This is a genomic window from Kribbella sp. NPDC050459, assembly GCF_040655315.1.
In the GTDB taxonomy this organism is placed as follows: Bacteria; Actinomycetota; Actinomycetes; order Propionibacteriales; family Kribbellaceae; genus Kribbella.
On the sequence record NZ_JBFAJQ010000010.1, the window covers coordinates 1 to 23,763 of the forward strand.

Here is a 23,763-nt window from a genome sequence, read left to right on the forward strand (position 1 = left end):
GGCGAGTTGGTTTTCCGGCCTTGCCTGCCCAGGCGACGCGGGCCGAGCGGGTGCCGTCGAGTGGCGCGTGGTGTTTGCTGGTGTGGGCCCCCGAATTGCCCACAAAATAAGGGGATTCCGGCTCGGAAACTGTTCCTATGGGGCTGGATCGCGAGGAGGTCGGCGAGTTGGTTTCCGGCCTTGCCTGCCCAGGCGACGCGGGCCGAGCGGGTGCCGTCGAGTGGCGCGTGGTGTTTGCTGGTGTGGGCCCCCGAAAAGCCCACAAAATAAGGGGATTCCGGCTCGGAAACTGTCGGTGGCACCGTCTAGAGTCAGTGGCATGGAACTTCTAGGCGAGCGGCCGGCGTGGTCGATGAGTGGCGGCGAACTGCTGTCCACCCTCGACACGCTGGAAGCCGAGCTCGCCCGCCTGGAGGCGTACCGGCTGAGCGTGGTCGCCGCGATCGAGTCCACCGGGTACGCGCAGGAGCTCGGCGCCCGCGACACCGCCGAACTCCTGCGCTTCCGGTACCGCCTGGACCCACCGGCCGCCCGCCGCACCCTCCGCCTCGCCCAGACCGCCCCGCACTACCCGGCCGTGGCGACCGCCCTCGACCGCACCGCCTCCTCCGCAACCACCGACGCACCCGACGACAACCGATCCGACAACAGCGGATCCGACGACGGCGTGCCCGACGACAGCGGATCTGGGGACGGTGGATCCGGGGACGGTACTGGTGGTGGTTGGCTGCTGCGGCCGGCGCAGGCGGCGGCGATCGTGTTCGGGCTGGAGCGGGTGCGGTCGCGGGTGCCGGTGGAGCACCTGGACGCGGCCGCGGAGCAGCTGGTCGGGCTGGCCGGTCACTTGTCGCCCGGCGAGCTGCGCACCGCGGCCAAGGAGATCGCTGACCTGCTGGACTCCGACGGCCCCGAGCCCGAGGAGCTGAAGGCGTATGAACGGGAGTCGCTGACGCTGTCGGCTGCGGACAATGGTGTGAAGTTCAAGGGGTTCCTGGCCAACGAGAACGCCGAGCTCCTGCGCGCGGTCGTGCATGCCGGTGCTCGCCCGCACAAGACCGTCGATGGCGAGCATGATCCGCGGCCGCGTGACAAGCGGCAGGCCGACGCGCTGTCCACCGCCCTGGGCATCGCCGCCGCTGCATTGGACACCGCCGGACGCGCCGGACCCGCCGCGGGTAGCGCGGGCACAGCCGGCGCCGCAGGCACGGGTGGTCGGGTGGCCGGGCACGGTGCGAAGGCGAACATCACCGTCACGATCGACCTCGAAGACCTCAGGTCCGCGACCGCGGACGCGATCGGCCACACCGTCTACAGCGGCGGACTCTCCGCGGCGACGATCCGGCGGCTGGCCTGCGACGCGAACATCATCCCGCTGGTGCTGGGCTCGAACTCCGAACCGCTGGATGTCGGGCGCCGCGTGCGGCTGGTCACCGGGGCGATGCGTCGTGCCCTGGACGCCCGCGACCGCGGCTGCGTGGTCTGCGGAGCCCCGCCGGTCATGTGCGACGCCCATCACCTGATCTCCTGGATCGACGGCGGCGACACCAAGGTCGACAACCTGGCTCTGCTGTGCCGCCGCCACCACGTCGACCTGCACAGGGGCCGCTGGCACATCACCATCCTCGACGGCATCGTCCACGTCGCCCGCCCGAGCTGGGCCGAAGCCGGACCCACCCCCGCCGCGGCGCGACGCACCGCGCCTCCGCGCGCCCGGCCACCAGACAGCGCGACAAGCTCACCGCAGTCTGAGCCCACCGAGCCCACCGAGCCCACCGAGTCCACCGAGTCCACCGAGTCCACCGAGCCCAGCGGGTTCGCCGAGGCCGGCCTGCGGGCGGTCGAGGGCGTCGTGGTGGAGACCGTCGCCGACCGCTCGCGATGGCGGGCCGACGAGGCTGCCCTCCAGCAAGCGGCCGACTTCGCAGCCACCGGCTGAGACCAGAGAACACAACAACCTCCTACCCGCAGGCAACCGGGCAGGAGGCCGTTGTGCTGCGGCAGGTCAGGAGACGCCGGAATCCTTCCAGCCGCCGCCGGCAGCGGGCGGCCCGACTCGTCGCCCACACCGAACCGCCGAGTTCCCGTTCGTCAACACCGCAGTTCCGCCTTCAGGCAGCTTCGCCCGACACCGCCGTGCAGGTGAATGCACGCGCGGGCCAGGACCGCCTGCCCGGGCGGGCGTTCAACAGCCAGGCCGCGGCAATATCCAGCATGCCCAGCCGGTGCGGACAGCCCCGGAACCAGGTTGTTCAACTGGCCGTGCAGACGCTGCTGAGCCACCTTGCGGTCAGTGACCAACCAGCGTCGGTGCCGCACCACCGCTCGCAACACCTCCACCTCCAACTCACCAGCACCCGCCCGGCGCCTTGGCTGGCCAGATAGCTCAACGCGGCACAATCCCTGTCCATCGGTCCTGAAGCTCTCCGACCCCAGTTGGATCCGCGCGGCCTTGTTCTCCGACGGCGTGAACAACTGCACCTCGCCGGGATGGCGGCGCTCCAACCCATGCGCCCATGCCCGGTGCAGGCTCCCGATCGCCCCGATCGCCCCGATCGCCCCGATCGCCCCGATCGCGATCACCGGCCTCCCACCCGCATCACCAAATTCAGCCAACCGTCCAGCCAACCGTCCAGGCAGGCGTCCAGGCAGGCGTCCAGGCAGGCGTCCAGGCAGGCGTCCAGGCAGGCGTCCAGGCAGCCGCCCAGTTAGCCGCCCAGTTAGCCGCCCAGTTAGCCGCCCAGACAGGAGTTGGTCCAGCCTCTCGACCCCAGGACGACAAACTGGCAGCGACATTGGATCTTCGAATGGACCTGAACCATCACCGACTCAGACCCGGTTCATCACCTTGCCAGGATCCACAGCCACCGCCGACGTCGACGGGTCGAGAGCCATCTGAAGCAACGACATCGGACAGCGTCCCCACCTCACGGCGTGAACCGCGCCTCAGCCCCGTGTGCGCAGCAGCTGTCCGCTCGACGGACCAAGCGTCAGCCTGCGCTGATCGGTGTCAACGTCGTACACGCTCGCTGCACTGCGCGTGCGCCACGTTGACACCGATCACACGCCGGCCGACTTCAGCCGCTATCGAGCGAACCGGCACACTTCACGGCCTATCAGCTGACTGAACAGACCGGTGACACAACTGCGCCCCGCAGACAAACCTACGGCCGACCGGCGAAGCCGGCCACGCCCCCTGGATCTCTTCTCTGACAGAGCTGCTCGAGGTTGCCGGACATGGCGGCGCAACTTCTGTGTGGGTGGTTGCATCGTGTGAGGTGTGAAGAGCTATCTGAGACGAAGCTTCGTCGCGGCGGCCACCACCCTGCTGCTCGGTGGGTTTGCCGTGGCGCCGGTGCGTGCCGCGGTCACGGCGCCGGCCGGGGTCACCGCCGCCTGCCAGATTCCCGTTGGATCCATCACCAGCGGTGGCGACCTCGCCGACACGACCGTCACCGCGACCACGCCGCCGACCGCCAAGCGCACGGTGGGCCGGCACCTGTTCACCCCAGGCATCGCCAAGATCAGCTCGACCTGGACCTACACGGTCCTCAACCCGGTCGGGTACCGCGACTCCGGGTACGTCGTCCTGAACTCGTCGCTGTACTACGCGGCGTACGGCGAGGACACCGACGGCTCGACGATCAACACGCTGAGCAAGATCGGCGGCGGGTGGGGCAACTTCACCGCGGTCGAGGAGTCGTTCTACTGGGGCAAGACGTTCCGCGGCGCGGTGTACGGCCTGCGCAACGACGGCGTGCTGTTCCGCTGGACCGACGGTTTCCGCAAAGTCAGCTCGTACCCGGGCTTCTCGGCGGTGAAGACGATGACGCTGATCAGCGAGACCGCGACGTACGACACCTTCCTGGCGAACACCCGCGGTGGAGCGCTCTACACGATCCACATCCCGGTGGCGACGCCGATGAAGCCGGTGGTCAAGCAGGTACGCAGCCGCACCTGGCAGGGCTTCGAGCACCTGGTCGCCGACAAGTGCGGCAGCCAGAGCACGCTCCTGACCGCGATCGACAAGGACTCGGGCTCGGCGTACCTGTACGCGGTCAGCCACGCGAACGGCGCCTCGACCGTCATCAACAGCCTGGGCAAGGTGCCCGGCACCTTCACCGACCCCGTCCACTACCTCAGCACTTACGAAGGAAACGCACCGCTGTTCGGCGAGTGACAACCCACGAAAGGCATTCGATGAAATTCAACCGGGCTTCTGCTGTCACGGCCTCAGCCCTGCTGCTCGGCGGGCTGGCCGCGACACCGGCCGGTACGGCGAGCGCCGCGACCACCGCGACGACCGCCGCGACCGTGGCCTGCTCGATCAACCTCGGCTCGATCACGGCCGCCGGTGATATGGCCAACGCTTCAGTCACCGCCACGTCGCCCGCCACCGTCAGGCGGTCGACCGGTCCGCACATGTTCTCGCCGGGCCTCGCGAAGCTCGCGTCCACTTGGACCAACTCGCTCGGCGTCGGCGCGGACTACACGGTGTACGGCGACGTGATCGTGAGCGGCACGCTGTACGGCGGCTCGTACGGTGTGGACTCGACCGGCAAGCCGTTCACCTCGCTGAAGTCCCGCGGCGTCGGGTACATCGGCTACAAGGCGATCGAGACCTCGTCGTACTGGGGCAAGGTCTTCCGTGGGGCGGAGTACCGGCTGCGCGGCGACGGCGTGCTCTACCGGTATGTTCCGAAGACCCGGGTGATGTCGCGCTGGGCGGGGTACTCGTCGGTGAAGACGATGGCGCTGATCAGCGAGCAGCCAACGTACGACACCTTCCTGGCCACCACGAACGGCGGCGCGCTCTACACGATCCACATCCCGGTCAGCGGGCAGCCGGTCGTGAAGAAGGTCCGCACGTCGACGTGGCAGGGCTTCGAGTACCTGGTCGCGGAGAAGTGCGGCGCGCAGAGCACGCTGCTCGCGGCGGTCGACAAGGACAGCGGCTCGGCGTACCTGTACGCCGTTGGTCACGCCAACGGCGCAGCGACCGTGATCAAGGGTCTGGGCAAGGTGCCCGGCGACTTCAAGGACCCGGTCTACTTCCTGAACACCGCCGAGGGAAACGCCCCGCTGTTCGGCGAGTGAGGACAGCACAAGGCCCCGGTGACCTAAGCCTTGGTCACCGGGGCCTTGTCGTGCTCAGAAATCGCCGCCGAAGTCCCCGCCGCCGAAGTCGAAGCCGCCGCCGTCGCCCCCGCCGCCGTCGCCGCCGTCGAACGGGTTGAAGTCCCCGCCGCCGTCCCCGCCGTCGCCGCCGCCGTCGGCCATCCCGTCCTCGTAGCCGGCCGCGTAGTCGCCGTACCCGCCGCCGGCGAACATGCCGCCGAGCGCCGTGCCGATGAACATGCCGGTCAGCACGCCGCCGACGCCGCCGAACAGGCCCTGCGCGTACGGCGAGTAGGCCGGGCCGGCCTCCCAGTACGGAACGCGCTGCGGGCCGACCATGACCTTGCGGACGTCCGGCTCGGCGCCGGCGCGGACCCGCTCGGCGTCGGCCGCGCAGGCCGGCACCTCCCGCGGGGCACCGCCCGGCGGCGACCACATCACGTCGACCACCGACGGGCCGTGCTGCGGGTTGAAGAAGCAGGCCGGACGGCGCTGCGGCAGCGGCTCGCCGGCCACGCGGGCCTTCACGCAGGCCGCGGCGTACCGCCCGTCCTCGAGGATCTCGACCACGTGCTTGATCTGGTCGGCCTGGGTGACCTGACCGATCGCCTGCTTGGCGGACTCGTAGGAGTCCAGCGCGCGCTGGTAGTCCTGCCGCGCGCCGTCGCCGAGGTCCTTGCCGACCATCTCGAGGTCGAGGTCCTGCAGTTCTTCGCCGAAGCGGGTGATGTCCTCGTCCGCGGTCCGCTTGACCGCCTCGAGTTCAGCGGCGGTGATCTCGTGCTGCTTCTTGCTCTGCAGCTGGGTCCGGCGGTACGAGCGGTACGCCAGCACCGCGATCACCACGACGGCGATGAGGAGGATGAATTCCATGTCGGGCCTCTTCTCGGGGGCTCTTTGGGGAGAGCCTATCCAACCCCTCAAGACGCCACGCAGGGTGATCGAATCCCCGGAAAGCGGTCACCCGCGGCGCATAATCGAAGTCGCGCCGCCCAGCGTCTGTCCGACCCCGCCGGAAGGTCATAGATGGGCATCACCGCCATGGGCAAGACCACGCGACTGCTGCCGCTGGTGCTGACCGCGGCCGCACTGGTCCCGCTAGCGCACGAGAACCCGTCGCCCGATCCGTCGCGCCGGTCCTACCAGGAGATTCCGCTCGACGGCCTGTCCGTCCGCGCGCAGACCGAACCGTACGGAATGGTCGGCATCACCTGGCCCGACGGCGTCCGGGACGTGTCCGCGAGGGTCCGCGTCGAACGGGATGGGAAGTGGACCGACTGGCAGACCCTGCACGTCGAGGACGACCACGGCCCGGATCCATCGGCACCCGAAGGAATTGCGCGCTCCGGCACCGAACCGCTGTGGGTCGCGGATGCCACCGGTGTGCAGGCGAGCGCGGTGACCGGTGCCGGCGCCGCGGTGGCCGGTGCGAAGGTGGTGCTGATCCAGCCCGGCGTGCTCGGGTCCGATTCCGAGGACGTCGGCGGCGTCGAGGCGCAGGCCGGCAAGGCGCCGTACCCGATGCCGTTGATGGTGAGCCGGAAGCGCTGGGGTGCCGACGAGCGGCTGCGTGCGTACAACGGAGCCTCTTGTGTACGGCCGAAGTACACGACGACCGTGCTGGCGGCGTTCGTCCATCACACCGCCGATCGGAACGACTACACCCGCACGCAGGTCCCGGCGATGGTGCGGGCGATGTACGCGTACCACGTGAAGAGCCGCGGCTGGTGCGACCTCGGGTACAACTTCCTCGTCGACCGCTTCGGCCGGATCTTCGAGGGCCGGGCCGGCGGTGCGCAACTGCCGGTGCTCGGCGCGCACACGGCGTCGTACAACGCGAACTCGTTCGGAGTCGCGGTGATCGGAAACTTCGAGCAGACCGCACCGCCGGCAGCGATGCTGGAGTCCACGGCGCGCGTGATCGCCTGGAAGCTGGACGCCAACTACCGCTCGCCGCTGGCCACCGTGGTGCTCGACGGAAATCGTCTGCACACGGTTTCCGGGCACCGCGACACGAAGCCGACCGCGTGTCCGGGAACCCAGCTGTACAAGCAGCTCGGCTGGCTGAAGCAGCGCGTGAACACCTTGATGGGCGGGAGTTTCACGACACCGATCTATGTGTTCGCACAGAAACTCGGTTTCCGAAACATCGGACAGCCGTTCTGGGGCGAGCATCCGACACGGACCGGGCGGGCGGCCTACTTCGGCACTCGCGACGTCTTCTACTCCGTTGCCACCGGCCCGCATTCCACCGCGGGCGCCTTCCGGACCCGCTTCCGGCGGCTCGGGGCCGGGAGCGCGCGGATCGGGCTGCCGATCACCGAGGCGTACCAGGTCGCGGGCGGGGCGCGGCAGAAGTTCCAGCGCGGGTGGCTCGTCTGGGACCGGCGTGACCGGCAGGTTCAGCTCGTCTACGGGAGAGTGTCGTGAGGAAACGTGTGATCGCGGCTGTCGTTCTGTCGTCCACGGTGATCAGCGCGACCGCGCAGGCGCGCGAGGTCGTGCCGGAGGCGGCGCCGGACACGACCATCATGGGTCGCGGCTTCGGGCACGGTCGTGGGCTGTCGCAGTACGGCGCGCAGGGCGCCGCGCTGGCCGGGAAGTCGGCACGGCAGATCCTCGACTTCTACTACCCCGGAACGACCACCGGGAAGGCGACCGGCAGCATCCGGGTCCGGATCAGCGCCGACACCACCGACGGGGTCCGGGTCGGCGCGGTCAACGGGCTGGCGGTCCGCTCGCTGGCCACCGGCAAGGTCTATCCGTTGCCGAGAGCATCGACACGGAACCAGTGGTCGATCGACCCGAACGGCGACCACGGCACGAAGCTCAGTTCGTACGACGCGAAGACCCGGAAATGGTCGCTCTACAAGACGTTTTCCGGGATGGCGCAGTTCGAGGGGGCCGCCGTGATCGGGCTGGTGCTGCCGAGCGGCGTCATCCGCCGGTACCGTGGCGCGCTCCGGGCGATCGACGTGTCCGGGACACATCTGGACACGGTCAACGTGCTGCCGCTCGAGAACTACCTGCGCGGCGTCGTACCGCGGGAGTCGGTCTCGAGCTGGCGGCCGGCCGCGCTGCAGGCGCAATCGGTTGCCGCGCGCACCTATTCGGCCTTCCATCGTGCCCGGGCGGCGCGGAAAGCGTACGACTTGTGCGACACCACGTCGTGCCAGGTGTACGGCGGGTACGACTCGGAGGAGACGTCGACGAACACCGCGATCGCGGCGACCGCGGGCCAGGTCCGGCTGTACCAGGGCAAGCCGATCATCGCGGAGTTCTCCTCGTCGAACGGCGGCGCGACGGCGGCGGGCGACGCGCCGTACCAGGTGACGAAGGTGGACGGCTGGGACGCGTACCCGAAGAACGGGAACCCGAACGTGTCCTGGACCGTGACCCGGACGGCGGCCGAGCTGCAGGCGGTCTTCGACGTCGGCGCGATCCGCTACGTCCGGGTCCTGAAACGGACCGGCGTCGGCCCGGGCGGCGGGCGGGCACTCACCGTCGAGGCCGCCGGATCGCGCGGAAAACGTGTTCTCACCGCCGACCAGGTCCGGATCCGGCTCCACCTGCGGTCCGCGTGGATCAGTTTCCCGGCTCGCACTTCTTGATATACCAACTGCTGGCTCCGTCCCGAGGCGGCTGAGGCATTGACGAGGCAGCGATGCGCCGGTTAGAACATGACATCGCTGTCAATCACCGCCCAAGAGGAGCAGGTCGATGCGCAGGAAAATTGGTATATCAACTCGTCTGGCCGCTGGAGTGCTCGCGGTCGCGGTCCTCGGATCGCTGAACATGACCACGGCCAGTGCCGGTGAGTCGGCCGGGACCGACCCGACCGCGGCCGCCCGGGCGCGCGCGTCGTACGACGCGATCAACACCTACTTCGACGCCGGGAAGGGGCTGCTGCTCGAGGACTACCCCAGGACCGGGTCGAACCCGTACTCGTACGTCTGGCCGTACTCGCAGGCGGCGATCGCGGCCGAGAACCTCGCGGGTGTGCCGGGTGCGGGCCGCGCGGGTGCCGCGGAGGCCGACCGGCGACTCGCGGCGTACGAGTTCTACTGGAACGCCGGCACGACGCCGACCGGCTACGACTCCTACGTCCGGCCGCCGAACGGTCAGGGCGGGGACAAGTTCTACGACGACAACGAGTGGATCGGGCTGAACCTGATCCAGCGGTTCAAGCGGACTGGTGACCGCGCTGCGCTCGCTCGTGCGAAGGAGATCTTCGCGCTCGTCGTGCACGGCTGGGACACCGACCCGGCGCACCCGTGCGCGGGCGGCGTGTACTGGACCCAGGCGCCGTGGAGCCAGGACCGCAACACGGTGTCGAACGGTCCGGGCGCCGAGCTCGGGGCGCATCTGTACCTGCTGACCCGGGACAAGTCGTACCTGACCTGGGCGCAGCGGATGTACCAGTGGGCGCAGACCTGCATGCTCGCGCCGAACGGGCTGTACTGGGACCACATCGACCTGGCCGGCACCATCGAGAAGACGCAGTGGAGCTACAACCAGGGCGTGATGCTCGGCGCCGGCGTCCTGTTGTTCAAGGCAACGGGTGACGCCCGCTACCTGCGCGACGCGAAGTCGGTCGCGAACGCGTCGCTGGCGTTCTACAACACGCCGGAGATCCTCGCCAAGAACGGCGCCGCGTTCAACTCGATCTGGTTCAAGAACCTGCTGATCCTCGACTCGGTCGCGCCGGATCCTCGCTACCGCAAGGCGATGCAGTCCTACGCCGACTACAACTGGAACACCACCCGGGACCCCGCCACGAACCTCTACAAGTTCCACGACGGCTCGGTGGAACTCCTGCAGCAGTCGGGCATTACACAGATCCACGCCCTGCTGGCCTGGCCCCGCTCGCAGTACCACCTGCTCGCCTGACCCCGAGCTCTCGCACAAAGGCCGCGCCGCCCGCCCCCGGAACCGGGGACGGGCGGCGCGGTTGCCTCTTCTCAGGCTGCTGTCGTGGCCGACTTGATGTCGACCGGCGTGACCGGAGTGCCGTCCTGCGGGCCGTTCTGCGGGATGACACCGGCCTGGGCGACCTTGTCGATCAGCTTTAGGCTCGCCTCGTCGATCGTCCCGAACGCCGTGTACTGCGGGGTCAGGCCCGACGCGTCGCCGTACACGATGAAGAACTGGCTGCCGTTCGTGTTGGCGCCCGAGTTCGCCATCGCGAGGATGCCGCGACCGTACTTCAGCGTCGGGTAGACCTCGTCGGCGAAGCTGTACCCGGGGCCGCCCGAGCCGGTTCCGGTCGGGTCGCCGCACTGCAGCACCTGCAGGCCCTCGCCGACCGTGAGCCGATGACACTTGGTGTTGTCGAAGTACTTCTGCCCGACCAGGCTGAGGAAGTTCTTCACGGTGCACGGCGCCAGCGCGCTGTCCAGCGTCAGCTGCAGGTCGCCGATCGAGGTGTTCAGGCTGACCTTCGACGTACCCGATGCCTTGGTCTTGCCGTCGGCCGGCGGATCGACCTTCTTCGCGGCCGCCTCGCCGGTCTTCTTGTACGCGCAGCTCACCTCGGCCGGGAGCGGAGTCTCCCGCTTGGGCGCCGCCGCCATCGCAGTCGGGATGCTGGCCGGCTTGTTCTCCGGGGCGACCGAGGGCGTCGCGGCCGGCTCGTCGTCACCGCCCACCCCGAACACCACGAAGACCCCCACGAGGACCACGACCACCACTGCGATCGCGGACACGGTGATCCCCAGATTCCGCCGCTGCCGCCGCCGCTCGGCCTCCCGCTCGGCCTGCCGCCGAGCCTTCCGCGCCGCCAGCTGCTGCTCATGGGTCTTCTTGGACATGCAGTAAGCCTCCTCACCGAAACGCCTGGAGGGAACCTACAGCGAAAACCTGAGAACTGTCTGTACGCATCAGGTGCGGGTGGGGGAGCCGGCGCCCCAGACGAAGCAGAATTCGTTGCCCTCGGGGTCCCGCATGACTCGCCAGAGGTCGCCGTCATAGATGTCGTCGGCGAGGGTGGCGCCGAGGCGGAGGGCGTTGGCGACCGCCTGGTCCTTGCGGTCGGGTGGGACGTACAGGTCGAGGTGCACGCGGTTCTTGCGGACCTGCTTGCCTTCGGCGACCTGGGCGAAGTCCAGGCGCACCCGGCCGCCGTGCAGTTCGGTGACGCCGTGCTGGTCAGGGCGCAGCTCGCCGCCGAGCAGCGCCTGCCAGAACTGCCCGAGCCCGTCGGGATCCTCGCAGTCGAACGCGACCGCGTCGATCACCGGCACCGGCTCGGGCGCCGCCCCCGCCTCCGGCACGGGTCAGTCCTTGATCTCGCAGATGGCCGCGCCGGCGGTGACGGTGGCGCCGACCTCGGCGGTGAGGCCGGTGACGGTGCCGGACTTGTGGGCGTTCAGCGGCTGCTCCATCTTCATCGCCTCGAGCACGACGATCAGGTCGCCCTCGGCGACCGTGGCGCCTTCCTCGACGGCGATCTTGACGATCGTGCCCTGCATCGGCGACGTCAGCGAGTCGCCGGAGGCGGCCGAGTTCTTCGTACCGCCGGCGCGCCGCGCCGGCTTCTTCTTCGACCCGGCAGCGGCCGTGGTCGCGCCGAGCGCACCGAGCCCGGCGGGGAGAACGACCTCGAGCCGCTTGCCGCCGACCTCGACGGTCACCTTCTCGCGCTCGGCGTCGGTCGGCGCCTCGGCGGTCGGGCCCTCGTACGGCGTGAGCTGGTTGTCGTACTCGGTCTCGATCCACCGGGTGTGGACCGTGAACCCGTCGGTGCCGACGAACGCCGGGTCGGACACGACCGACGCGTGGAACGGGATCACGGTCGGCATGCCCTCGACGACGAATTCACGCAGCGCCCGCCGCGACCGCTCCAGCGCCTGCGTGCGGTCCCGCCCGGTGACGATCAGCTTCGCGACCAGCGAGTCGAACGCGCCCGGCACCGTCTCGCCCTGGTCGTACCCGCCGTCGAGGCGCACACCCGGACCGGACGGCGCGTGCCACCGGGTCAGCGTCCCGGGCGCCGGCAGGAACCCGCGCCCGCCGTCCTCGGCGTTGATCCGGAACTCGATCGAGTGGCCGGAGACTTCCGGGTCGTCGTACCCGAGTTCTTCGCCCTGGGCGATCCGGAACATCTCGCGGACCAGGTCCAGGCCGGTGACCTCCTCGGAGACCGGGTGCTCGACCTGCAGCCGGGTGTTCACCTCGAGGAACGAGATCATCCCGTCCTGCCCGACCAGGAACTCGCACGTCCCGGCGCCGACGTACCCGGCCTCGCGGAGGATCTTCTTCGACGACGAGTACAGGATCTCCAGCTGCTCGTCGGACAGGAACGGCGCCGGGGCCTCCTCGACGAGCTTCTGGTAGCGGCGCTGCAGCGAACAGTCCCGCGTCGACACCACGACAACGTTGCCGTGGGCATCGGCCAGGCACTGGGTCTCGACGTGCCGCGGCTTGTCCAGGTACCGCTCGACGAAGCACTCGCCGCGACCGAACGCGCTGACCGCCTCGCGCGTCGCCGACTCGAACAGCTCGGGCACCTCGTCCAGCGTGCGCGCGACCTTCATGCCGCGCCCACCGCCGCCGTACGCCGCCTTGATCGCGATCGGCAGACCGTACTGCTCCGCGAACGCGACGACCTCGGAGGCGTCCGCGACCGGATCCGGTGTCCCCGGGACCTGCGGCGCGCCGACCTTCTCCGCGATGTGCCGCGCCTTGACCTTGTCGCCCAGCGAGTCGATCGCCGACGGCGGCGGCCCGATCCAGATCAGGCCGGCGTCGATCACGGCCTGCGCGAACTCGGCGTTCTCGGCCAGGAACCCGTAGCCCGGGTGCACGGCGTCGGCGCCCGACCGGGCGGCCACGTCGAGGATCTTGGCGATGTTCAGGTAGGAGTCGGCCGGTGTCGACCCGTCCAGCGCGTACGCCTCGTCGGCGAGCCGGACGAACAGCGCGTCGCGGTCCTGGTCGGCGTACAGGGCGACACTGCTCAGCCCCGCGTCGGCGGCGGCCCGGACGACCCGGACGGCGATCTCGCCCCGGTTGGCGACCAGCACCTTGGTGATCTGCTTGCTGTCGGTCACAGCTGACTCCCTTCGGTGGCCCGAGTCTAGGGTCAAGCGGCCGTCCTGGGAGCAGGGTGTTGCTCACACCACGATCACAGTGCGGCGGGTTGTTTCTCGAAGAAGGTCTCCAGCACCACGATTGTCTGAGTGCTGGTCACCCCGTCCACTTGATGGAGGGCGCGCAGGGTCGCCTGGAGGTCCTCGGTGGTCGCCGTGCGGACCTTCACCAGCACCGACGCGGGACCAGCGATGATGTGCGCCTCCTCGACGGCGGGGATCGACCGCAACGCCTGCAGTGTCGGCTCGTCGCCCATCCAGGCGCCGGCGTCGAGCAGGACGAACGCCAGCACGCCGAGCCCGACCGCGGCCGGGTCGACGTCGACCGTCGTCCGCCGGATCACACCGGCCGCCTTGAGTTTCCGGACCCGTTCGTGGGCGGATCCGGCCGAGAGCCCGACCGCCTGGCCGAGTGCGGCGTAGGACTGGCCGGCGTCGTCCTGCAACGCGGCGAGTAGGCCGCGATCCACATCATCTATTGTCATGTCCGTCACAAACCAAATCTCGTTCTATCTGAATTGTCCGCAACAGGATAGCGTTCGGTTCATGACGATCACGATCAACGCCGCGCCGCGACGGCTGCGGGCCGACCTGGTGGTGCTCGACGACCGTTTCCGCGCGATCGCCGGCGACGAGTACCTCGAATGCCTGTACGACGGCGGCCGCTGGCTCGAGGGACCGGCGTACTCGCCGGCCTGGCGCTGCCTGGTGTTCAGCGACATCCCGAACGACCGGATGCTCCGCTGGGACGAGAGCTCCGGTCACGTCAGCGTGTTCCGCGAGCCGTCCGGCTACGTCAACGGCAACACGATCGACCGCGCCGGCCGCCTGATCAGCTGCTCGCAGGGCGACCGCCAGGTCGTACGGACCGAGCACGACGGCCGCCGTACCGTGCTCGCCGCACACTTCGAGGGCCGCAGACTCAACAGCCCGAACGACGTGGTCGAACGCAGCGACGGCTCGATCTGGTTCACCGACCCGCCGTACGGGATCACCTCGAGTTACGAGGGCCACGCCGCCGAGCAGGAGATCGACGGGTGCCATGTCTACCGGATCGGGCCGGACGGCGCGCTGACCGTCGTCGCCGACGACTTCGTCCGGCCGAACGGGCTGGCGTTCTCGAACGACGAGTCCCGGCTGTACGTCGTCGACACGCCCGCGAAGCACATCCGCCGGTTCGACGTCGACGGCGACAAGCTGATCGGCGGCGAGGTGTTCGCGCCGTGCGAGGCCGGCATGTTCGACGGGATCCGGCTGGACAACGCCGGCCGGGTCTGGGCGGCGACCCACGAAGGGGTGCACTGCTTCGACCCGGACGGCACGCTGATCGGCAAGCTGCTGCTGCCGGACGTGGTCTCCAACCTGACCTTCGGCGGCCCGAAAGGAAACCGCCTGTTCATCACCGCGACCACGTCCGTGTGGTCGTGGCTGTCGACGGCTCAGCGGTAGGACTTGGACACCGCGTCCAGCATTCTCTCCAGGGCGTCGTACGTCGGGGTGTCCGCGACGTCGATGACGTCCTTCACGACCGGGACGTCGTACTGGTTGACCACGTTCGCGAACTGGGCCTGGTCCGCGGTCCGGAACCCGTGCCGGGCCGCGAGCCGCTGCAGCTCGGGGTCCGTCGACAGCAGTTCGCCGAGCTTCTCACCGTTCGCGTTCAAGGCGATCAGCGTGTGCTTGGACTGCACGGTCGGCGACGGGTACATCAGCACCATGCCGGGCTTCAGCTTGCGCTGTACGGCGGCGTCGACGAACTGCGCCTCGTAGATGTTCACCATCGGCGACTGGCCCATGCCGAGCGACAGATAGTCGTCGAACGGGCCCTCGCTGGAGTTGTCCGTGTGGCCCTGGTTGACGAACAGCGGTGCGACCAGCGGCAGCACCTTCCGCTCGTCCGCCGCGCTCTGCACGACGCTGTTGTGGTTGGCCACGTAGCTGACGATCGCCAGGAACATCGCCGCCGAGTTCGAGGTGCGCGGATCGGTGGTGGTGATCAGGATCCGCTTGTTCACCGGGTACGTCGTGTTGCCGCGGACGTTCGTCCACCGCCAGTTCGCCTTCGCGAGGTCGACGTACCTGCGGACGTCGAAGTACCAGGTGCCGTCGACCTGCTTCGCGATCCCGGTCGCGGACAGCAGGTCGACGATCGGCTGGTACGTCGCGATCGCCATCGGCGACGAGAAAACGCTGTACTTCTTTCCGCTCACCGCCGGCCGGCCGGCCGCCGGCTGCAGGATCCGCTCCGCCGCGGTGGTGCTGGACGGGAACGCGAAGTCGTAGCCGCCGAGGTCGACCGAGGTGGCGATCTCGCGTGACCCGGCGGTGTCGACCCGCACCTCGAGACCGTGCTCGGCGAGCGCGGCCTTGACGTCGGGATCCTCGAAGAACGCGCGCTTCTCGGATCCGATCACGCCGCGGAGGGTGACCTGTCCGGTCTGCGCCTGGACGTCGTCACCGGAACGTACGACGAGCACGGTCGCGACGGTGGCGGCGACAAGCACGCCGGCGACAGCGGCCGGCAGGGCAATCGGAAAACGGTGGCGGGGCGCGCCCGCGGTGGTGCTGATCGGCCCGCCCGACGGCGGTCTGGTCCAGTTCGACCGCCGGTCCGGTTGTTCCACAGGCTCGGGTTTCGGGGTGAGTTCGTCGCGGACGATGCGTTCGACCAGGATCGGTACGTAGTCGCGGACCGGGTCGCCGGCGAAGGACTCGCGGGCGGTGCGGATCGCGGATTCGATGTCTTCGGGGGTATGGATGTCGGCGAAGGACTCGGTCAGCCTGCTGGTGAGGTTCTCGATGGCCCTGTCCTCGCGGACGGTGTCGAGCTTCAAGGGATGTCTCCGCATCACGATGACTGTCTCGATGGACAGGCACATCTTTTCGCCGGGGAGGGCCAACCGCTTAGGCTCGTCGGCGAGCGTTGCAGCCGAGTTCGCGAGGAGTCGTGATGACGGGAATTCTCGAGCCGTTGGCAGGGACCGCACCGGCCGTCTGGGAGAAGCTGGACGACCGGTTCGCCGGGATCCGCGGCGACAGCCGGCTCGAACGGCTGTGGACCGGCGGCCGCTGGGTCGAGGGCCCGGTGTACTCCGCCGCCGGCCGGTACCTGCTCTGGAGCGACATCCCGAACGACCGGATCCTGCGCTGGGACGAGACGTCGTACCAGGTTTCCGTTTTCCGGAATCCGGCCGGAAACACGAACGGGCACACCCGCGACACCGAGGGCCGGCTGGTGAGCTGCGAGCACGGCAATCGCCGCGTGACCAGGACCGAGCACCACGGCGGCATCACCGTGCTCGCCCACGAGTACGACGGAAAACGTTTGAACAGCCCGAACGACGTGGTGGTCAAGCGCGACGGATCGGTCTGGTTCACGGACCCGGCGTACGGCATCGACAGCGACTACGAGGGGTACCAGGGCCAGATCGAGACCGGCGGCTGCCACGTGTACCGGGTCTCGCCGGACGGTGTGCTGACCCGCGTCGCCGACGACTTCAACCGGCCGAACGGGCTCGCGTTCTCGGTCGACGAGTCGTTGCTCTACATCACCGATTCGGAGGAGGCGACGATCCGCGTCTTCACCGTCGACGGTGACAAGCTGAGCGGCGGCGAGCTGTTCGCCGAGTGCGGCAACGGCATCTTCGACGGCATCCGCCTCGACACCCAGGGCCGCATCTGGGCCTCGGCCGCGGACGGCGTCCACATCTACCACCCCGACGGCACCCTGCTCGGCAAGCTCCTGGTCCCCGAGACCGTCAGCAACCTGACCTGGGGCGGCCCCAAGCGCAACCGCCTGTTCCTCACCGCGACCACCTCGGTCTACTCCCTCTTCACCACCGCCAACGGAGCCCCGGAGGCCTACGGCCCGCGAAGATAATTCGGTCGCTCACCGACCCGAGGCTGCGTGATGATGGCCTGCTGACCTGATCCAAGGAGGACTGGTGAGCATGATTCCGGAACATCTCCGGGTGGTGGCGGACAACGTGGTGGCCGAGGCGGAGCGGGACCCGCGGGTGCTGGCGGTGCTGGCCGGCGGATCGGTCGCCACCGGCACCAGTGACGAGTACTCCGATCTCGACCTGGTGCTGGTGTGTACGGCGGAAGGTCAGCCCGCGTGCCTCGCCGAGGCGAAGGAGTTCGCGGGCCGGGTCGGTCCGCTGCTGACGAGTTTCACCGGTGAGCACGTCGGCGAGCCGCGGCTGCTGATCGCGCTCTACGGGCCGCCGCTCCTGCACGTCGACCTCAAGTTCGTCACGCCGGACGGCCTGCGGACGCGGGTCGAGGACGGCGTCGTCCTGTGGCAGCGGGACGGGACCGTCGACCGGATCCGGCAGGAGAGCGCGGCGGCCTGGCCGCAACCGGATCCGCAGTGGATCGAGGACCGGTTCTGGTGCTGGGTGCACTACACCGCCGTCAAGATCGCGCGCGGGGAGTTGTTCGAGGCGATCGGGGCCCTCGACGCGCTCCGCTCGGCGGCGATCGCGCCACTGGCCACGCTCGGCCGGACGGCGAGACCGGCCGGCGTCCGGCGGTTCGAGACGCTCGCGCCCGACCTCGTGCCGCAGTTGCGTGCCACGCTCGCGGACGCGGATCCCGAGGACTGTCTGCGCGCGCTGCGGGCAGCCGTCGACGTCTATCGCAAGGTCCGCGAGGGCGTCGAGGTGGTCCGGCGGACCGCGGCCGAGGAAGCCGTGGTCGACTTCCTCGGCCACTGACGCGCGAGTGAACCGGTCTGGTCAGTTCCTCCGGCCGGACCGGTTCGCCACTCGCGCGGAGACCCGCCCGAGCCCGGGCATGACGAGGTTCGTCATAGCGGTCACGAGGACACCGCTGATCAACAACGCCCGCACCGCCACCGGCAGAGATTCCAGCCAGTGGCCGGCGACCAGCAGCAGTACCGTCACGATCAAGTAGGCGGCCAGCCAGGCCAACAGCGTTGCGGCGATCCGGCCTCCGACCCGCCGGACCGGTACGACCTCTGAAGTGTTCATGACCACGACGCTACGAGTGACCAGGTCGATAAGTCCAAGACCTGTTGCTGCTGGTCGTCATAGGATCTGCTTATGGAACTTCGGCAGCTGGCCTACTTTCTCGCCGTCGCGGAGGAACGCAACTTCACCCGCGCGGCCGAGCGGGTGGCGATCGCCCAACCGGCGATCAGCCAGCAGATCCAGCGCCTCGAAGCAGAGCTGAAGGAACGGCTGTTCGTCCGGGACCGACGAGCCGTGACGTTGACCCCGGCCGGTGAGGCGTTGCTGCCACACGCCCGGTCGCTGCTCCTCGGCGCGGATCGCGCCCGGGAGGCGGTCGCGGAGTTGTCCGGTCTGATCACCGGCCGGCTCGCGATCGGTCTGGTGCAGCCGTTGCCGGATCGCCGGATCATCGGGCTGCTCGGTGCGTTCCACCGGGATCATCCGGCGATCGAGTTGTCCGTTGCCGAGGGCGAGACCGACGGGCTGCTCGACGGTGTGCGGGCCGGTCGGCTGGACGTCGCCCTGATCGGCCTCGGTCCGTACGACGATCCGCCGGGCGACCTGCGGGCCCTGGTGATGGACCGCGAACCCGTCGTGGTCGCGCTGCACCCGTCCAGCCCCCTCGCACGCCGTCGTACGGTCGAGCTGGCAGCCTTGCGTGACGAGCCGATGGTCACGCTCACTCACGCCAGCAAACTCCGCACAACCCTCGAGGCCGCCTGCCGGACGGCGGGGTTCGCGCCCCGGATCGTCGCCGAGAGCAGCGATCTCGGGGTTGTCGTCGCGCTGGCCGCCGAGCAGGTCGGCGTGGCCGTCCTGCCGCGATCGGCGCTCGACGGCGCCACCGGTGTCGTCCGGCGGCGGCTCACCGCCCCGGCACTGGAGCGCCGGCTGCTGCTGATCTCGCCGGCTTCCGGCGCCTCGCCGGCGGGTCGCGCTTTCGACACGCTGGCCCGCCGGCGGTTTCCGGCGATGTCTAGAGCTTCTTCACCTGGTCGATGACGGTGAAGACGGCCAGGAAGCCGAAGGCCAGGAACGAGAACCACAGGACCGCCGAGCGCCAGGTGGTGATTCGGATGGCGTGCGGGAGGGCTCTGGAGTTCATCCACCACAGCAGCCCGGAGTACACGAACATCATGGTGCCGGCGGTGCAGGCCGAGATCACCAGCAGGACCAGCGGCTGGGTGAGACCGGCCAGCAGCACGATGATGCCGAAGGCAACAAGTCCCCAGACCAGCCAGAAGTACAGCTTGGACTCGGTGACGGCCGAGTCGCGCAGGTACCGGGCCTTGACCATGTCGGCCGCCAGCCGGGACGTGTAGTCGACGATGCCGGCCGCGGCGGCGAACAGCGCGAACGCGCCGATCGCCCAGAACAGGTACCCGAACCAGCCGCCGACGATCGTCTGCAGTGTCGTGCCCTCGATCTTCAGGAAGCTGATGCTGTTCTTCACGTCGCTGTTCCCGAACAGCGTCGCGTGGGCGAGCATCGAGGTGAACACGATCGTCACCACGGTGATCGCCACGAAGGTCAGCGCCTGCTCGAGGTTCGCGAACTTCCACCAGCGCTTCCAGCGGGCCAGGTTCTCGTCGTCCGGCGGGAACGTGTACCCGTTGGCGGTCGGGTCGGCCTCGGTCTCGCCGGTCACCGGCGACGTCAGCCGCGGCACGTGCACGCCCATCCCGAAGCCCTTGTCGCGGATCCAGTTGCTCTGCACGAGGTTCTGCCCGCCGCCCGCGCCGGCGTACGCGATCGCGCCCATCACCAGCGCGAACCCGAGCTGCTCGGCCGGGAACTGCGGCTGCGTCACCGCGTCCCCGAGTGCGCTGTAGGTCTTGCCGCGGATCGCGAACACCAGCGCCAGTACGACGAGCAGCGCGACGGCCGCGATCTTCACCGCGATCAGCCGCTCCAGCATCACGTACACGACCGGCGCCAGGGTCAGGATCGCCCCGATCACCACCAGCATGCCGATCGCGATCCAGCGCGGGTCGCCGCCGCCGAACAAGTACGTCAGCATGCTCGCCGAGCTCGTCGCCCAGCCGGGCCAGAGGTTCGCGAAGTACGTCATGATCGCGAAGAACAGGCCCCAGTGCTTCCCGTACCGGTTGAAGCCGGTCAACGCTGTCTCACCAGTTGCCAGCGTGTACCGCTCGATCTCCATGTTCAGGAACCACTGGACCACCACGCCGACCACGGCGCCCCAGAGGAACACCAGGCCGACCTGGCTGGAGATGTAGGGCCAGAGGATGAACTCGCCCGAGGCCAGTCCGACGCCGGCGCCGACCATGCCCGGGCCGATGATCTTCCAGGTCTTGCTGGGCGGCTCGGGAAGGTCGCGAACCTGCGGTGCGGGCAGGTTCTTGGTGGGCAGTGCGAATCGTCCGTGGTCAGTCGACTTGATGTCTGCCATCAGGCTCCTCACAGTCTCGACCCCCTGCTTCGCGAGGGTAGCGAATACTGTCGACAAGGGCGACCCGACACAGCCGAATGGCAGACTGACGCGTATGGGTGGGGTGACAGTTCTCGTTGCGTCGTACGCCGGTGCCGCCAGCGCGCCTGCGTACGCACGGCTGGCCGGCCTGGCAGCGGAACTATCGGGGGAGCGCCTGGTACGCCGGGACGCCGGGTGGCCCGTCCTGGCGTACGACGACGCGGCCGAAGCGATCGCTGCCGCCGAGACGCTCCGTGAGGCGGCCTCGCTGGTACCAGCGGGCGAACTCCTGCGGATCGCCCTGCACACCGCACCGACCACCGGGCCGGCGGTTCGACACGCCGAACACCTGCTGGCACTGGCCAACGCCGGGCAAACGTTGCTAACCGCAACAACCGCAACAACTGCGACGGCCGGCGAATCCGCCGCTGAGCACTTGCGTGATCTCGGCCTGCACCGGCTGCGGGACCTCGGCTCGCCCGAGCGGATCTTCGAGCTCACCACAACGACGGAGCCGCTGCGTTCTCTCGACCTGGTGCCGAACAACCTTCCGGTCATGCTCACCAGCTTCGTCGGCCGCGCGACCCAGGTCGCCGCCCTCCGCACACAGCTCGCCGGCAGCCGGCTCGTCACGCTGACAGGCCCTGGCGGCAGTGGGAAGACCCGCCTGGCCGCGCAAACGGCTGCGCAGTTGGCCGAGCGCTGGCCGGACGGTGTCTGGTGGGTCGACCTGTCCGCGGTGACGGACAGTGCCCAGATTCCCGAGGCGGTCGCCGCCGCGAGCGGTCTGCTGGTGGAGTCCGGAGATCGCCTGCTGATCGGCCAACTGCGGACCAAGCGAGCCCTCGTCTGCCTCGACAACTGCGAGCAGATCGTCGACGGTGCCGCGGAGTTCGTCACCGCGTTGCAGACCGGCTGTCCCGAACTCTCGATCCTCGCCACCAGCCGCGAGCCGCTGGACGTCCCCGGCGAGACGATCTGGCGCGTCCCGCCGTTGGCTCCGGAGGAAGCCCGAGCGCTGTTCCTCGAACGCTCCGCGACCACCGCGGCCGAGCCGGAGCCGGAGTCGGCGGCTGAGTCGGACGCTGGGTCGGACGCTGTTCGGGCGATCTGCACGCGGCTCGACGGCATCCCGCTCGCCCTGGAGCTCGCCGCCGCGTGGACACGAACCCTGACACCGCCGCAGATCGAAGCAGGCCTGGCCGACCGGTTCGGTCTGCTCACGAAGAACGTTCGCGGGGTCGCGGCCCGCCAGCGCACGCTCGCCGCATCGATCGACTGGAGCTACGACCTGCTCGACGAGGACGAACGTCGCGTCTTCAGCCGCCTCGCGGTCTTCGCAGGCGGTTTCACCCTGGACGCCGCGTCGGCCGTGACGGGCGCCGTACTCGATACGCTCGCGCGTCTTGTCGACAAATCGCTCGTTGTTGCCGAAGGCGGGCGGTACCGGCTGCTGGAGACGATCCGCGAGTACGCGGCGACTCGCCTGGCGGACGCCGACGACGTACGCGACCGGCACCTCGACCACTCTCTCCAGCTCGCGGAGACCGCGGAGCCCTTGCTGGACAAGGATCGCGACGCCTGGCGTGCTCTGATCGAGCCGGACCGGGAGAACTTCCGCGCCGCGCTGGAACACGGCCTCGCCGCGGACGATCCGGAACGCGCCCGGCGACTGGCTGCCGCGCTGAGATGGCTGTGGAACCTCCAGGCGACCGGCGCCGAGGGCATCGGCTACCTGCGCCGCGCGATCGACAGTGCACCTGACGACCGGACGTTGCTCCAGGCCCGCTTGCTGTACGCGTACGCGACCGTCGCCGACACCGTCGACCCGTTCGGGTACGACGCCGCGGGCCGCGGGCTGGAGCTCGCGACCGAGTTGCGTGACGACCGGCTGCGTTCGCTGTTCCTGGCACTGGTCGCGGTCGGCGAGTTCTTCACCGACTTCCGGAAGGCCTGGGACCTGACGACCGAGGGAGTACGCCTCGCGGACGGGATCGGCGACGAAGCAGCCCGGAACGCGAACGTTGCGCTGCAGTGCGTACTGGTTGCGCTGTGGGACCGCCACGACGAGCTCCGCCCGCTGCTCGACCGCGCCGCCGACGGCCTGATCACCAGCGGTGAACGCGGTATCGCCTCCACCGTGCTGACCGTCTGGTCCGAGAGCCTGTTCTCCACCGGGGAGCCGTTGCGGGCGGTCGAAGTCGCCGAGCGTGCTCTCGCCGCGGCCGAGCCCCTCGCCGACTTCCATCGCGTCGGCACGGCTCGCGCGCATCTGGCGACGCTGCTGGTCAGAACGGGCCGCGCCGACGACGCGCGAGCGCTGATGCGACCGTTGCTCGAGCTGGCCGAGACCGCGGGCGCCGTCGTACCGAATCTGGGGCAGGCGATGAGCCTGATCTCGTACTGGACCGGCGAGTACGACGCCGCGGTCGAGTGGCTGGCCCGCGACACCGCGCCGGACAGCCCGCTCGCCGGGACGTTCGCGCCCGCGATGCTGCTGCCGACGGTCGCCGCGGCGGAACGCGCTCGCGGCCACGATGCCACCGCGCTGCTCGAACGCGCCGCCGAGTTGGCGCGCCGGTACGACCTGCCGCGGATCCTGGCCGACGCGCTCGATCAGCTCGGCCGGATCGCGATCACCGACCACCCGGACCGGGCGGCAGACCTGCTCCACCAGGCCCTCACGATCCGCGTCGACCGCGGCCTGCGCACGTACGTCGTCGACAGCCTGGAATCCCTTGCCCTGCTGGCGAACCACACGAACCGCGCAGCGGACGCGGCCCGGCTCGCCGGCGCAGCCTCCGCCGCCCGTGTCGAGCTCGGCCTCGCGACACCGGCCGACCGTCCCGACCTGCCGACGTCGGACGAGCCACCACTCGCGATGGACGACGCCGTCGCCTACGTCCGCCGTACGCGCGGAGCTCGCGGGCGGCCGTCGTCGGGCTGGGCCAGCCTGACGCCGACCGAGGAGCAGGTGGTTGCCCTCGCTGTCGAGGGGCTCAGCAATCCGGAGATCGGCGAGCGGCTGTTCATCAGCCGCGGCACGGTCAAGACCCACCTGGCGCACGTGTACGCGAAGCTGGGCGTCTCCAACCGCACCGAACTGGCGTCGCTCAGGAAGCCCTGAGCATCTCGTTCGCGAAAACCC

The 23,763-nt window shown here is 69.4% G+C and carries 20 protein-coding genes; 11 read left to right on the forward strand and 9 right to left on the reverse strand.

Annotation, left to right across the window (positions count from 1 at the left end):
- Positions 1 to 319: 319 nt before the first annotated feature.
- Positions 320 to 1,936, forward strand: coding sequence for a DUF222 domain-containing protein (locus AB0I12_RS28080; protein WP_359935058.1), 1,617 nt, complete (start codon positions 320 to 322; stop codon positions 1,934 to 1,936).
- 152 nt (positions 1,937 to 2,088) lie between these two features.
- On the opposite strand, the gene AB0I12_RS28085 is transcribed toward AB0I12_RS28080, so the two are convergent.
- Positions 2,089 to 2,580: a hypothetical protein gene (locus tag AB0I12_RS28085; protein WP_359935060.1), complete on the reverse strand. Its 492-nt coding sequence runs from the start codon at positions 2,578 to 2,580 to the stop codon at positions 2,089 to 2,091.
- 697 nt (positions 2,581 to 3,277) lie between these two features.
- On the opposite strand from AB0I12_RS28085, the gene AB0I12_RS28090 reads away from it, so the two are divergent.
- The gene (locus AB0I12_RS28090) at positions 3,278 to 4,177 is read left to right on the forward strand and encodes a hypothetical protein (RefSeq protein ID WP_359935062.1); all 900 of its coding nucleotides are present in this window, start codon (positions 3,278 to 3,280) and stop codon (positions 4,175 to 4,177) included.
- 20 nt (positions 4,178 to 4,197) lie between these two features.
- Positions 4,198 to 5,094 (forward strand): hypothetical protein, encoded by an 897-nt coding sequence (locus tag AB0I12_RS28095; RefSeq protein ID WP_359935064.1) that lies wholly within the window; start codon positions 4,198 to 4,200, stop codon positions 5,092 to 5,094.
- 54 nt (positions 5,095 to 5,148) lie between these two features.
- Here AB0I12_RS28095 and AB0I12_RS28100 read toward each other — a convergent pair whose 3' ends face one another.
- Positions 5,149 to 5,988: a hypothetical protein gene (locus tag AB0I12_RS28100; RefSeq protein WP_359935066.1), complete on the reverse strand. Its 840-nt coding sequence runs from the start codon at positions 5,986 to 5,988 to the stop codon at positions 5,149 to 5,151.
- Positions 5,989 to 6,141: 153 nt separating this feature from the next.
- Here AB0I12_RS28100 and AB0I12_RS28105 point away from each other — a divergent pair, with 153 nt between their 5' ends.
- The 3 genes from AB0I12_RS28105 (at position 6,142) to AB0I12_RS28115 (ending at position 10,005) form a co-directional block, all read left to right on the forward strand.
- Complete coding sequence (locus tag AB0I12_RS28105) at positions 6,142 to 7,545, forward strand: peptidoglycan recognition protein (protein WP_359935068.1); 1,404 nt, start codon at positions 6,142 to 6,144, stop codon at positions 7,543 to 7,545.
- Entirely contained in the window at positions 7,542 to 8,726 is a 1,185-nt protein-coding gene (locus AB0I12_RS28110; protein ID WP_359935070.1) for a SpoIID/LytB domain-containing protein, read from the forward strand. The genes AB0I12_RS28105 and AB0I12_RS28110 overlap by 4 nt, the downstream gene beginning before the upstream one ends.
- A 184-nt stretch (positions 8,727 to 8,910) precedes the next feature.
- The gene (locus AB0I12_RS28115; RefSeq protein ID WP_359935072.1) at positions 8,911 to 10,005 is read left to right on the forward strand and encodes a glycoside hydrolase family 76 protein; all 1,095 of its coding nucleotides are present in this window, start codon (positions 8,911 to 8,913) and stop codon (positions 10,003 to 10,005) included.
- A gap of 71 nt (positions 10,006 to 10,076) precedes the next feature.
- Here the strand turns inward: AB0I12_RS28115 and AB0I12_RS28120 are convergent, their stop codons facing one another.
- The 4 genes from AB0I12_RS28120 to AB0I12_RS28135 all read right to left on the reverse strand — a co-directional run bounded on the left by AB0I12_RS28120 (position 10,077) and on the right by AB0I12_RS28135 (position 13,675).
- Positions 10,077 to 10,925, reverse strand: coding sequence for a peptidylprolyl isomerase (locus AB0I12_RS28120; protein ID WP_359935074.1), 849 nt, complete (start codon positions 10,923 to 10,925; stop codon positions 10,077 to 10,079).
- Positions 10,926 to 10,994: 69 nt separating this feature from the next.
- A complete protein-coding gene (locus tag AB0I12_RS28125) occupies positions 10,995 to 11,387 on the reverse strand; it encodes a VOC family protein (RefSeq protein ID WP_359935076.1) in 393 nt (130 codons plus the stop codon).
- A 3-nt stretch (positions 11,388 to 11,390) separates the two neighbouring features.
- Positions 11,391 to 13,166: a biotin carboxylase N-terminal domain-containing protein gene (locus AB0I12_RS28130; RefSeq protein ID WP_359935078.1), complete on the reverse strand. Its 1,776-nt coding sequence runs from the start codon at positions 13,164 to 13,166 to the stop codon at positions 11,391 to 11,393.
- A 74-nt stretch (positions 13,167 to 13,240) separates the two neighbouring features.
- A complete protein-coding gene (locus tag AB0I12_RS28135; protein WP_359935080.1) occupies positions 13,241 to 13,675 on the reverse strand; it encodes an Lrp/AsnC family transcriptional regulator in 435 nt (144 codons plus the stop codon).
- Positions 13,676 to 13,751: 76 nt separating this feature from the next.
- Here AB0I12_RS28135 and AB0I12_RS28140 point away from each other — a divergent pair, with 76 nt between their 5' ends.
- Positions 13,752 to 14,654, forward strand: coding sequence for an SMP-30/gluconolactonase/LRE family protein (locus tag AB0I12_RS28140; protein ID WP_359935082.1), 903 nt, complete (start codon positions 13,752 to 13,754; stop codon positions 14,652 to 14,654).
- Here the strand turns inward: AB0I12_RS28140 and AB0I12_RS28145 are convergent.
- On the reverse strand, positions 14,645 to 16,054 hold the full coding sequence (locus AB0I12_RS28145) for a three-helix bundle dimerization domain-containing protein (RefSeq protein WP_359935084.1): 1,410 nt from the start codon (positions 16,052 to 16,054) through the stop codon (positions 14,645 to 14,647). The genes AB0I12_RS28140 and AB0I12_RS28145 overlap by 10 nt on opposite strands.
- Before the next feature lie 101 nt (positions 16,055 to 16,155).
- Between AB0I12_RS28145 and AB0I12_RS28150 the strand changes: the two genes are divergently transcribed.
- Complete coding sequence (locus AB0I12_RS28150; protein ID WP_359935086.1) at positions 16,156 to 17,085, forward strand: SMP-30/gluconolactonase/LRE family protein; 930 nt, start codon at positions 16,156 to 16,158, stop codon at positions 17,083 to 17,085.
- 64 nt (positions 17,086 to 17,149) lie between these two features.
- Positions 17,150 to 17,923: a hypothetical protein gene (locus AB0I12_RS28155; protein WP_359935088.1), complete on the forward strand. Its 774-nt coding sequence runs from the start codon at positions 17,150 to 17,152 to the stop codon at positions 17,921 to 17,923.
- A 21-nt stretch (positions 17,924 to 17,944) separates the two neighbouring features.
- On the opposite strand, the gene AB0I12_RS28160 is transcribed toward AB0I12_RS28155, so the two are convergent.
- Entirely contained in the window at positions 17,945 to 18,199 is a 255-nt protein-coding gene (locus AB0I12_RS28160; RefSeq protein WP_359935090.1) for a hypothetical protein, read from the reverse strand.
- 72 nt (positions 18,200 to 18,271) lie between these two features.
- On the opposite strand from AB0I12_RS28160, the gene AB0I12_RS28165 reads away from it, so the two are divergent.
- The gene (locus AB0I12_RS28165) at positions 18,272 to 19,183 is read left to right on the forward strand and encodes a LysR family transcriptional regulator (protein WP_359935092.1); all 912 of its coding nucleotides are present in this window, start codon (positions 18,272 to 18,274) and stop codon (positions 19,181 to 19,183) included.
- Here AB0I12_RS28165 and AB0I12_RS28170 read toward each other — a convergent pair.
- Entirely contained in the window at positions 19,158 to 20,594 is a 1,437-nt protein-coding gene (locus AB0I12_RS28170; protein WP_359935094.1) for an Nramp family divalent metal transporter, read from the reverse strand. The genes AB0I12_RS28165 and AB0I12_RS28170 overlap by 26 nt on opposite strands.
- A 94-nt stretch (positions 20,595 to 20,688) precedes the next feature.
- Here AB0I12_RS28170 and AB0I12_RS28175 point away from each other — a divergent pair, with 94 nt between their 5' ends.
- Positions 20,689 to 23,742, forward strand: coding sequence for a LuxR C-terminal-related transcriptional regulator (locus tag AB0I12_RS28175; protein ID WP_359935096.1), 3,054 nt, complete (start codon positions 20,689 to 20,691; stop codon positions 23,740 to 23,742).
- Positions 23,743 to 23,763 lie beyond the last annotated feature (21 nt).

Coding starts and splice junctions, on each gene's coding strand:
- AB0I12_RS28105 (WP_359935068.1), top strand. CDS start 6,142: ATGGGCATCACCGCCATGGGCAAGACCACGCGACTGCTGCCGCTGGTG.
- AB0I12_RS28165 (WP_359935092.1), top strand. CDS start 18,272: ATGGAACTTCGGCAGCTGGCCTACTTTCTCGCCGTCGCGGAGGAACGC.
- AB0I12_RS28175 (WP_359935096.1), top strand. CDS start 20,689: ATGGGTGGGGTGACAGTTCTCGTTGCGTCGTACGCCGGTGCCGCCAGC.
- AB0I12_RS28140 (WP_359935082.1), top strand. CDS start 13,752: ATGACGATCACGATCAACGCCGCGCCGCGACGGCTGCGGGCCGACCTG.
- AB0I12_RS28120 (WP_359935074.1), bottom strand. CDS start 10,925: ATGTCCAAGAAGACCCATGAGCAGCAGCTGGCGGCGCGGAAGGCTCGG.
- AB0I12_RS28095 (WP_359935064.1), top strand. CDS start 4,198: ATGAAATTCAACCGGGCTTCTGCTGTCACGGCCTCAGCCCTGCTGCTC.
- AB0I12_RS28145 (WP_359935084.1), bottom strand. CDS start 16,054: ATGCGGAGACATCCCTTGAAGCTCGACACCGTCCGCGAGGACAGGGCC.
- AB0I12_RS28170 (WP_359935094.1), bottom strand. CDS start 20,594: ATGGCAGACATCAAGTCGACTGACCACGGACGATTCGCACTGCCCACC.
- AB0I12_RS28100 (WP_359935066.1), bottom strand. CDS start 5,988: ATGGAATTCATCCTCCTCATCGCCGTCGTGGTGATCGCGGTGCTGGCG.
- AB0I12_RS28115 (WP_359935072.1), top strand. CDS start 8,911: ATGACCACGGCCAGTGCCGGTGAGTCGGCCGGGACCGACCCGACCGCG.
- AB0I12_RS28080 (WP_359935058.1), top strand. CDS start 320: ATGGAACTTCTAGGCGAGCGGCCGGCGTGGTCGATGAGTGGCGGCGAA.
- AB0I12_RS28160 (WP_359935090.1), bottom strand. CDS start 18,199: ATGAACACTTCAGAGGTCGTACCGGTCCGGCGGGTCGGAGGCCGGATC.
- AB0I12_RS28150 (WP_359935086.1), top strand. CDS start 16,156: ATGACGGGAATTCTCGAGCCGTTGGCAGGGACCGCACCGGCCGTCTGG.